Below are 11,621 nucleotides of genomic sequence, written 5' to 3'. Positions count from 1 at the left end.
AACTATTGTAGCAAACTTTCAGAGGTAAAAGTATAGAATCACTTAATATTTATAACCATTTTTGCTTTATTTTTACTTTTTCGCTTTATATTCTTTTAAATTTAGAAAAATTTAGCTTATAAAGGCAATTTAATTTTCTGTTTTTTCAGATAATAAAAGTCTTTTTCACTAAATATCTTAAAAGCAAAAAGCACACCGACTTCTATATCAGTGTGCTTCATTTGACGGAGAAGAAGGGATTTGAACCCCCGCGAGCCGTTAAGCTCCTGTCGGTTTTCGAGACCGATCCCTTCAACCATGCTTGGGTACTTCTCCATTCTCTTGTGACAGTGTTTCTTTTCGCAAATTGATGATGATTAATCACTGACAGACTCTACAATAAAATTTCTAATATAAGATTTCAAGGGGTTTGCTTAAATCGGGTATGAAATAAGTAGGGAGTGAAACAATGGAATTCAAACAACTATTTATTCATACATTCAAAGAAAATTTATATAAAGACACATGGTTTACCAGCTCCATTAATGACAGCTGGTATCAACAATCAATACAATTTAATTTATATTATCAAACACCTTATATTTGGACAGCCATGATAGATTATTTAAGCAAACGGGCTATTCCAAGAGTTGAAATAGTGCAAGATAATTACTATGCGCGTACCGTTTTACTTAAAGATACTGCTACAAAAAGAGCTGTAAAAGGTTGGCTTAAGGTAAAAAACAATACAAAAAACAATGCGCTCCTGGTAGAAATGAGTGCAAGCTTAATACATGAATGGAACAAAATAATTCAGAAACTACGTCATTTTTTTGATTTAGAGGTCAATCCTGAAATCATCAACAAGACACTCAACGAAGATTGGATAACCAAAGGATTACGTGTACCAGGTGCATTTAATGGATTTGAGTTAGGTGTGCGGGCAATATTAGGGCAACAAATTACGGTTAAAGCAGCTACAACTATATCAGGCAGACTCGTTCATGCATTAGGTACACCCTTTAAAACTAAAATAGCAGGATTAGATACATTGTTCCCTATTCCAGAGAAGTTTGTGTATTTAGCACATTGCGACACCCCTATTTCAGATTTATTAGGTCCTTTAGGTGTTACAGTACGTCGCTCCAATACAATCGCTGCTTTAGCCGAAGCAATTGTAAATGGAGAAGTACAATTAAATCCTGTTGTACACGGCGTTGAATCATCCATTCCTTCCAATCGATATAATACACAGATGGAAACTGCCGAATCTGAAATGAACCGACTACTAGCAATCAAAGGAATCGGTAAATGGACAGCACAATATATCGGCATGCGCGCACTTGGTTATACTGATAGTTTCCTAGAAACAGACATCGGAATTAAAAATGCAATGCCAAATGATACAACACCAAAATCACGTCTAGCTGTTGCAGAAAAATGGCATCCGCTTCGCAGCTACGCAGTCGTCAATTTATGGAACACTCTCAATTAAATCATTAAAAAGGCTCGAGTCTTCACCAACGCAAAGATTCGAGCCTTTTCTGCATTATTCAAATAGTCGGCGAAACGCTCCAACATCTACAGCATTAGCTTGTTGTTTTTGTCGTTTCAATAAATCGCGCCATTTTTCATGATTATCTACAGTCTGATGTAATTTATGCATTAATTCACGATAATCTGCAGTTCTAAAAACATCACCATCTTCTCCGTCCAACACATACTTCAAATTATGCGCAGTTTCCGCATATGCAAAAATCAGCATATCTGCTAAGAAAGCACGTCGAACCGCATCTAAAATTTCATTACCAGAATTGATATCTAAATAAATATCACACTCATCATACAACTTTTTCACTGTTTCTCGTTCAATCGATGGATAGAGTTTTACATTCTCATAACGCTCCATCGCCATCAACTTAGAAGACATTTCAGTCAAAGCACCAATATGGAATTTTAAATGAGGACTTAATTTCACCAGTTCCTCTAAATTCTCAATTTGATCCGAATTGGTCATTGTCAATATATGAGGCGTAAACTGATTACGGCGCGTAAATGGATAAATATAACCGCCTAACTCCACTTTCTGTTTGGCATCCTTATCAACTTTTCCAACAATCTCATCATATTCATGGCGATCCGGCACAATCAATGTAAAATCACGCAACGAACGATTGATACCTTTTTCATTGAGTATCAATTGCATATTACCTGGCAATGCAGTATTCACATCGATATGTTCTTGCCAAACGACATAATCATGACCTTCAGTGTTTAAATTATAAACGACTGATAAAGGTGTACCAAGATGATTAATCACAAAACTATCCAAATCAATACCCATGACTTCTAAATAAAACACAATAAAATCTACTTCTGTTTCAAAGAAATAGTCTTTTCCATGCCATGTCAGCACATAATTCGATGTCGTGTAATTCACATATATTAAAGGTTCACCTTCACGCGTGAAATATTCCTTAAAAATAGCAACACCGCGTAAATCATAGGTTGTCTGTGCAAAACATATGCCGAATTGGTCATAATGATCCCGGTACCGGACAAACCCTTGTGGATCTAACCACTCTACACTGCTGACGATACGCTGTTTATAATTCGGCTGATAGTGAATCTTTCCGCGCACTTGCCCCATATCTTTAATGACTGCTTGATTGTTATCGCCTTCGATATTCCAAAATCGCGGCACTTCAATCTCATTAAAATACAAGGCATGGTCGTTGTCTTTAATTTCATTCTCTGCAAAAAAACGATAAGGCGAAGTCACTGCTTCTGGTAAGAACCCATCATCATTTAATACAACTGTCAGATGATCCAATCCAGCTTCCATCATTGAAAAATACAATGTTTCAGTCGGTTGATTAAAACGTTCAAATAGATTAATCATTAAGCACCTCTCCTATCAAGTTACGCCATTTATCTTGAATATGCGCCGTTTTAAATGCTTCTGCTATCTCATAAGATTTATTATGAAAAGCTTCAGTATTTCCTTGGAAATACTCGACAATACGTGCAGCAATTCTATCTGTAATCTCATCTAAACGATCTTGTTTTAAATCAATAGGAATCAAATAACCATTTTCACCATGTTCAATAAATGTCGGATTACCGTATTTCACATCAAAACCAATCATGCCTAAGCCTGCACCAATCGCTTCCATCAATGTTAAACCGAAACCTTCACTTGTTGATCCTGATACAAACAAATCATATTGCGGATAGATTTTTGCTAAGTTGACATGTCCATGTAAATGAATATAATCTTCTGCACCTAATTCACGAATTAAATCTTGCAGTGCATTTCTTTCTCCGCCTTCACCATAAATATCAAATGTAATTTCAGGAATCACTGCTTTGGCTTTTACAACACCGCGAATCAGCCAATCGACATGCTTTTCTGAAGCTAAGCGTGAGGCACTGATAATTGAATAAGGACGACGTGTCTTTCCTTTTTCTGGATAACTCAACTCATGCAAGCTGCCGACAGGTATCGTATGAATATGGGGTGTGTGATTTTGATATTGTTGCATCTGCTTGGTTAAAATTTCATTCTGCAAATCCGTTGCAGTAATAAAGAAATCAAATTCAGGTGCATTACGAAACTGATACTCATAATAGTTATTCCATAAAATCGTTTCTTCATTTGTGCTGCCTTAACTATAGTGTTCTGCATGCACAACTACTCCTAGTTTACTGTCACCTTTATGCTGCAAGACAGCTTGGCCGATATGAAGTTCATGAGAAGCACGATCAAGAATCACCACATCATCTGAAGTTAATGCTAATTGTTCTATAAAATAAGCAACAAAAGCTTCTTTACTATAAAACTTAGCATCTTTAAAACTATACATATGGTGATCACCATCAATAAACTCTTGATACGCAATCGAACCATCTTGATTATAAAACTGACGCATATAGACTTTAGCCCGTTGTTCAAAAGGAGCGTAAAATTCAGAATAAATACGTGTATAAGAATAGAAATCTTTACGTATCAAATTGCCATTCACCACAAATTCAGCACGATTGACGATATCACTATCCGCATCTTTCAAATAACAAGTAATAAAGTTTTGATCACTCGGCATAAATAAGCGGCGCACTGCACCAGCTTGTTCTGTGCGCAATACTTGGTTTTTCACAGTGCCTAATAAATCATCAACTGTATAAGTCGTCGGCGCAATAGGAATATCTGAAAAATACTGATACAACCAAATGACCTCATCATCTTGAAATCCCATATTTTCGGTATACGTTTGAATATTTTCATTTTGAATCAAATCAATAAATACAAATTTCAATGGATGCTTAAAATTTCTTAAGAGCTTGGCACGATAGGCTTGTGCATATTCAACACCACTGCTCGCCCATCCAATACCGAAATTAATATTGTAAATTGTCACGTTACTTTCCCCCTAATTATGGAAAATGGATAATCATTTCATCTTCTTTGCCGAATGTCACCATACTCAAGCTAATATTGCGAATCATATTTTGTTTAATTTCTTCTCCCATCGTTTCATATGATTCTAAAGCTGCACGATGGTATTCAAATATTGCATTTCGTTGTCCATTTTGACGATTATTTACACTGCCTTTTAGTTGCTGCAGATGGTCTACTTGTCGAATCCACCCTTGGTCTATTGCCTTTAATACACACTTCTGTAAAAATTCATGATACATTACCGCATCATTGATAGTTTCTGCAGTTCTCCGCTTCTGTGATTGAAATAAGCGCACTAAAAATCCAATGACAGTCTCTTGACTTTCCAATGTTGTTGCTTCAACATCACCTTTGAAATCAAAACTGACATTTTTGTAAATATAAGAACGCAACACATCAGCATCAAGTTGGTACCAATGTTCTTTAACAAATTGACGATATACATCTTCTGCCATACGTCCTATATCGAACTGGCTGAAATCATTAAGGGCCAGTACATTATTACGTTCTTTGTAAATCAATCCTCGTTGGATACTGATGCTTTTTTCATATTCATTAGCCATCTCGCGTGCTGTGATACCTTGTTCTTCAGAAATCTGCTGTGCTTTATGTACAATCTTGCTGACTCTATGTCGAAAGAGCGGGCTTTGTTCTAGCTCTGATGCATCTTGTTGCTTCAACTTATCATTGTCTAATAAATTGGTATTGCCCCAACGTTTTACGACATAATCTTCAAGTGAAATATAAATTTGCGATGAACCTGGGTCGCCTTGCCGACCAGAACGACCGCGCAATTGGCGATCAACACGGCTGTTATCCATATGTTCATGAATTAAAACCGCTAATCCTCCTAGTTCAGCGACACCTTCTTCTAATTTTATATCCGTACCGCGCCCAGCCATACTCGTTGCCACAGTTACTGCACCGAGTTGTCCCGCTTCAGCAATCATCTGCGCTTCTTTTGCTGCATTTTGTGCAATCAGCAAATTATTTGGGATGTTGTTTTGAAAAAGAAACATCGAAAATTGTTCAGCCGCTTCAGCTGTTCGTGTAATCAACAACACCGGCCTCTTAGAATGATAGAGCTCTAATAACCGTTGCATCAATGCCTTGTTCTTATCTTCAATCGTCATAAATACTCTATCTTTATAATCTTCCCTCTGCACAGGTTTATCAGTCGGAATTTGAACTACAATTTTACTATATAAATCATTCAGCTCTTTTTCACCTTGTTTAGCCGTACCGGTCATTCCTGCAAATTGATGGAATTGCTTGAATAAATTTTGGAACGTAATCGTTGCCATAATACTCATGTCATTGGTAATCTCAATATCTTCTTTAGCTTCAATCGCTTGATGCAGGCCTGATTGTAATTTTGTTCCTGGCAATAAGCGTCCTGTAATACGATCGATTAATACAATTTCACCTTTTAAGACATAATAATCGATATCCACTTCAAACAAATAACGTGCACGCAATGCTAAATTAATATTGCGCACTAAATCTAAATGGCGCGTTTCAAATAAATCCGGTACATTGAAATATTCTCGTGTTGCTTTGATACCTCTTGAAGTCAGCCACACTTCCTTCTTACGTTCATCAATTTTAAAGTCGCGTTCTTTTTCCAGCGTTTGTACAAATTGCTTCGTAATTTCAAATAAATTAGATTGTACACGCGGTGCGCCAGAAATCACCAGTGGTGTTTGTGCAGCATCTAAAATAATAGAATCAATTTCATCAATCAATGCGTAATTCAAATCCGGCATAAATTTTCCTTCTAATGAATCAGCCAAGTTATCGATTAAATAATCAAAACCTAAACGGCCATTTGTCGTATAAATAATATCTGCTTTATAAATCGCTTGTTTCTCTCCAGGCTGGTATTCATAATCAGGATCTCCGATAAAACCTAAAGAAGTAGTTAAACCCAGCCATTCATACAAAGGACGCATTTCTTCATAATCGCGTTCTGCTAAATAATCATTGGTGGTAACTAGAAAAGCACCGTGCCCACTTAAAGCATTTAAATATAACGGTAATGTCGCTGTCAGTGTTTTACCTTCTCCAGTCTGCATTTCTGCGATATTACCTTCATGCAAGACAATAGCACCGAGCACTTGCACATCTTTTGGATACATACCAAGCACACGTTTGCTGGCTTCTCGTGCTGTCGCATAAGCTTGCGGTAAAATATCATCTAAAGACTTTCCATTCTTTAATGCTGCTTTAAAAACAACAGTTTGTTTCTGCAATTCAGCATCTGTTTTTTCAGCCATTGTGTCACTCAACTGGTTAATTTTGCGTAATGTTCTTTCTAAAGAGCGCAACCGCATGCGGTTAATCGTTTGCTGCATCATATTAGCCATCTCAGCCACCTCCCTTTTGGCGAAGTGCTTCTAAAGTATCGGCAGGATGAGATGCTGCTGCTACTTTTTCTTCTGGAATAATCTCTATACGTTTGAAATGCAGTGATTCCATCGCCGCATTAACCATTTGCACTTGGTATTCGTATGCATCTTCTGGCATCTCTATATCTATTTCATAGTCTTTCGCAATATATGATGCCGCTTCTGTACCGTTTCTTTTTAAAAAGATGATTTTAAAGTAAATTGTATTTGCAGGTGTTGAAGTCACATGAAATTTAAAATGATACGTGACACCTTTTTTCAAAAAAGGGAGTGTCGGAAATGCACGATCAGTATAAAAGTTCGTATGCATATACCATTCATGAATCACAGTACCTGAAGGCATCAAGCGATTATAATATAAAGCACCGCCAGACTTAAATTGCAGTCTTGCGCCGTACATAAAAGTGGACTGATTGATTTGTCGCCAATAAACATTAAAATGTTGTGCATCTGCCATACTATCTATCTCCCAAACTCATTTCTGAGCATAATATTATAGAAGTTCGTAAACCAGTTCGCGATGGTTGGAGTATCATCATTATGCCGCCCTGGAATACCGCGACTGATAATTTTCACCTTCTGTTTACCAAAATAGTTTACTAAATCATCATGTGCACGCGGATCATAGTCATCATGTTCCATATACGAAATCGCAAATGTTGTATCTGTTAAATCATTGTTTTTCATATATTTCCAAAACTTGTCATTGAGGTGCTGAATTGCGATTTCTTCGTTCGAATGCTCATTTTTCAATAAGATATCGAGCATTGTCCCAAAGTCATTCGGCCGTACTAAACGCATATTAGCAGCTATCGTTCCCATATTAACGAGCGGTTTACCTACAATAATCGCTTTAGGTTTTAATTTACCACTATAATACAATGCCCCGAATGACCCCATTGATAATCCTGACATGATTAAATCTCGATCTGAAAAATTCAACTCAGCTAACGTATCTTTAATCGTTTGTGTAATTGCTGTTTCATATTCTTCAGACCCCGCATAAAAAGCACCGCCTTCAAGTCTCGGGTCACCGAATAACAAGAAAGGTGCACCCATTTTTTTCATCATGAAAAAGGCTTCAAATCCTTCTGCGGGACGGTAACCGCTAAAATATACATTTAACGGCGGCTTTAAATCTCCGGGATTGAAATAATAAATAAATTCATTGCGATGTGCATCTGTAAAACGATGCCCGCCTAGTATAAAATCTCCGAAATCTAAACGTGACCAGCGTTTATGTACCGGACCGATTTTAACTTTACCTGATCCTTTCGCTTTAATAGATACCGCAATATAACAGTTGATAGGTTGTTTTTGAATGGTGATAGGTTCTGTTAAGTCATCTTGTGTGAATGTGTGTGTTTCTAAAATACGATCAACAGCACTGTTATCACCGACTCTGAAAGTATATTGCAGCTCAACATCCCCTTCAATTTCAAATTCCGGCCAAATATCATTGGCTTTATTTTTATTGGCAGTCAAAATCGTTTTCCAATGGATGAGCGGTGTAAATACTTCTCCATAGTCTCCTTCTAACTCAACATTAACATTGCCGTTATACTGCATCGTTCCTGTAAATGCCGGATTGACTAAAGCATCTATCGTACTGACTTTATCTCCGTATTGACCAGAGAATCCGATTGTTTTAATTTTATCAATTAAATCTGCTTTTGTTTCCCCTATCACTGCCCTGTAAAAATACTTTCTTTCAGCACTGAACTGCTCAAATTTATCTTCCCAATAAGGACTTTCAACATAAGTATTAAAAGGTTCACTCAATATTTCTAACAAAGCTGCCAGTTTCTCAGAAAACGCTGTTTGAATCAGGATAAATTCAAATGCCTTTTCTGCTTGTATCTCTTGATAAAGTGTTTCAAAATCACGCTCAATCTCTTCTGGATTGATATAGTGCCAATCTATTTCACTTTGTGATTCAAATGCCTCTTCATAGTTAATCGGACCGATTTGGAGTGCTCTGAATTTACGTGCCATATGTTTCACCTTCTATAAATCGATTAAGTTGTTTGACCAGTTTTTCAGAAGAATACGCTTCTACCAGTTGAACTGAATAAGCAAAAGCAAAGTTCCAGTTCTTCAAGCCGATAAGAAATGTATCAAGGGCTTGGGGGAGTTCAGAGTCAGCAGTAACTAACAATCCATTGGCCCTATCTTTCATATATTCTGTATGATAACGGTTAATTTGGGGAATACCTGCACTGATACTGCTGATTTGTAAAAACAAGTCTGGTTCTGTGTTCAAATCAATCATAATACGTAGTGTTGAAATGAGTTTTACAATATCTGCTTCAAATGGAATAAATTCGAAACGAACCAATTTTAATTCAGCAATTTGTGCTTCATCCATCAATAAATAACCAGGTTGTGCTTTCGCAAATTGTTCATTTACTTCATCAATTCGCCCTTTTAATGCTTCTGCACGTTGTGAGCGTGAGTGGCGTGTCAAAAGTACTAAGCGCAAGTCTTCTCCTTGTTGGACATAAGGAATTAAGACATCTAATTGTTCATTCACTGCTTCAAGCGATAAGCCATCAATCATTAAACCGATTTCCGTTTCATGCAATTGACTGCTTAAATTCGGCAGTATCTGAGCTGGAAACGGTGTGTGATGCATCATATCGACCGTCAGATTCGCTTCTTCTTTGTATTGTTTGAGTTTGTTTTCTTGTGCTTGTGAATCTATCAGCCAATGTCGAGCTGCACTGATAGTGTTTAAGTCAGAATGACTCAGTTCAGGTTGTCTTCGGCTGAAAAGAGAAAATGTTAATTGCTTGCCCTCAATGACTTCAGTCAACAATGCATTATGTCTTGAATCAGAAGCTGCGATATAAGCATTTTGACTGCTTTGATGCTTTTCAATATTAGTCGCTAAATATTCTTGAATCACTTCTTTCATCGAAATATATTCCGACTGCTTGAAATGGTGACGAAAAGCTTCACTCACTTCGACTTCTCCAGTTTCTAAATATTCTTCTATTACTGTTTTACCTTCACGCTTCAAATACGCAATTTTCTCAGGTTGTTTGTTTTCATTGAAAAATGTCACGCTGGAAAGAAAACCGCGATCATCAAATACATATCTTTTTTCAATTTTTTCATCCCGATAATCTTCAACCCATGTCATATAACCTTCTTGACTCATATAAATATTAGAAGATGTATGTGTACCGGTATAAGCTTTGACAATATAAGGTGTATAAATAAATTCTGTACCTTCCGGCCAATACAAATCTCGATAATCTATCGGTTGCGGTGTAGCTTGTTCAAAACCTTGTATCGCATCAAATACTGACCAATAAGAAGCTTCAAAAAGACCATTGCGATATAAAAAATTGCGGAGCTGAGAATGATAATTCAAACAAATAAGTTCAAAAGATTCTTCATGTTTTTCAAACATATTTCCGAGACTGATCATATCATCAAATTCTGTTGTTAAATGTGTTTCATAGAACGGTACCGCTTTATCACGCCACCAATTGCCTTCGTTATACCAAGCTGGAATTAAATATTTCACGCTAGCCCCTCTTTCTTACCAATAACGGTTTAAGAAACTTTTATACTGATCGAAATATAAATACGTTTTGACTGTCTCTACAATATTCAAACTGATATAAACTAATACAATAATTTATACTGATAGATAAATTTCTTTAGAAAATTGCGGAATCAGCAATGTCGCATATAATGGAATTCCAATAATAATCGTCACGATAAACGCCCCAATCCAACTGATGCGTCGTGCTTTATGAATCAAGTAGTGATAGGTTGGTTTTCCAGGTTCTACGCCAGGGAAGAAATCGCCATTCTTTTTAAAGTCTTTGGCTTTACGTTTAGGATCAAGTATCAAGCGAGAAATCCCGTAACTGAGCACAAGCTGCAGTATCAAAAAGATGGTAATACCTATAGGCGTAGAAAAATCTAAAAAGTTAAGCACGCCATTGTTTTTTGAATTGAAGAATTGAACGATTAAATTAACTGCACTGTTCAACACAAAGAACGCCGCAAAACTGATCATAATCGCAATACTGCCGCCTGGGTTCAATTTCCATGCGAGATAAGTATGTTCTCGTCTTGATGAAACATCCATTACATCTAAATAAGGCAAACGATACTCTGTAATTTCAATAAAAATCAGCACTAATAAAATAATAATCAGCACAAGTGCCGCCGAAATTAATAATGTCGGTCCTAATTCTGAAAGTGCCACATTCTGTCTCATGATAGAACGTATAATACTAATCATGACAATCGGCATAGGTCCTGCAATACCGAATCTCATATTTAAATCTGACAACCAGACCAGTATCATCGCCCCTGTGACCAATACCAAAATAATCAGCCATTTTTCACTGTGGTCAATTTTGACATGTGAAAGCAGTGTAAAAACGACGAAGTATGCTTGAATTAAAGCTAAAATCAGCGTAAATATTCTTTCTTTCGTACTTTTTTCTCGACGTGTTTGTTTCATCATACGGTCTGAATCCCGATAGTAAAACAGCGTCATAAATATCATGGCAGTCAGCCACGGACCTAAGCCGAGTGAGAATACATTAAGTGCCTGATAATCTCCTCCGACATTTGCGGCTGTCATTTTATAAAAATTACTGATTGCCGTGTAGGTACGCACTGTTGTAATAGCTGGGATGTGTGTACCGAATATGTATATCAACAGAATCCAACATGTAAAAATAATGCGCTTATATAAAATTTTATATTCATAATCTTTGAGATATTTTTTCATGTTAATCCTCTTT

6 protein-coding genes, 1 tRNA gene and 2 pseudogenes are annotated in these 11,621 nt (G+C 36.7%); 1 reads left to right on the top strand and 8 read right to left on the bottom strand.

What is annotated here, in order from left to right:
- Positions 1–225 precede the first annotated feature (225 nt).
- Positions 226–315: transfer RNA gene (locus DYE31_RS01395), tRNA-Ser, on the bottom strand.
- A gap of 133 nt (positions 316–448) precedes the next feature.
- Here DYE31_RS01395 and DYE31_RS01390 point away from each other — a divergent pair.
- Positions 449–1,474: a DNA-3-methyladenine glycosylase 2 gene (locus DYE31_RS01390; RefSeq protein ID WP_015901434.1), complete on the top strand. Its 1,026-nt coding sequence runs from the start codon at positions 449–451 to the stop codon at positions 1,472–1,474.
- Positions 1,475–1,528: 54 nt separating this feature from the next.
- Here the strand turns inward: DYE31_RS01390 and gtfB are convergent, their stop codons facing one another.
- The 7 genes and pseudogenes from gtfB to secY2 form a co-directional block, all read right to left on the bottom strand.
- Positions 1,529–2,881, bottom strand: coding sequence for an accessory Sec system glycosylation chaperone GtfB (gtfB, locus tag DYE31_RS01385; RefSeq protein WP_015901435.1), 1,353 nt, complete (start codon positions 2,879–2,881; stop codon positions 1,529–1,531).
- Positions 2,874–4,397: pseudogene (gene gtfA / locus DYE31_RS01380) on the bottom strand (accessory Sec system glycosyltransferase GtfA). Before gtfA ends, gtfB begins: the two are co-directional and overlap by 8 nt.
- Positions 4,398–4,413: 16 nt before the next feature.
- Entirely contained in the window at positions 4,414–6,804 is a 2,391-nt protein-coding gene (secA2, locus tag DYE31_RS01375) for an accessory Sec system translocase SecA2 (protein ID WP_015901438.1), read from the bottom strand.
- A 1-nt stretch (position 6,805) separates the two neighbouring features.
- The gene (asp3, locus tag DYE31_RS01370) at positions 6,806–7,303 is read right to left on the bottom strand and encodes an accessory Sec system protein Asp3 (RefSeq protein WP_015901439.1); all 498 of its coding nucleotides are present in this window, start codon (positions 7,301–7,303) and stop codon (positions 6,806–6,808) included.
- Positions 7,304–7,308: 5 nt separating this feature from the next.
- On the bottom strand, positions 7,309–8,841 hold the full coding sequence (gene asp2, locus DYE31_RS01365) for an accessory Sec system protein Asp2 (RefSeq protein ID WP_015901440.1): 1,533 nt from the start codon (positions 8,839–8,841) through the stop codon (positions 7,309–7,311).
- Positions 8,831–10,381, bottom strand: a complete 1,551-nt coding sequence (gene asp1 / locus DYE31_RS01360; protein WP_015901441.1) for an accessory Sec system protein Asp1 — start codon at positions 10,379–10,381, stop codon at positions 8,831–8,833. The genes asp2 and asp1 overlap by 11 nt, the downstream gene beginning before the upstream one ends.
- Before the next feature lie 15 nt (positions 10,382–10,396).
- Positions 10,397–11,608: pseudogene (gene secY2 / locus DYE31_RS01355) on the bottom strand (accessory Sec system protein translocase subunit SecY2).
- Between the last annotated feature and the right edge of the window lie 13 nt (positions 11,609–11,621).

Origin of the sequence: Staphylococcus carnosus (assembly GCF_900458435.1) — a bacterium.
GTDB lineage: Bacteria > Bacillota > Bacilli > Staphylococcales > Staphylococcaceae > Staphylococcus > Staphylococcus carnosus.
This window is presented reverse-complemented; position numbering and strand designations above follow the sequence as displayed.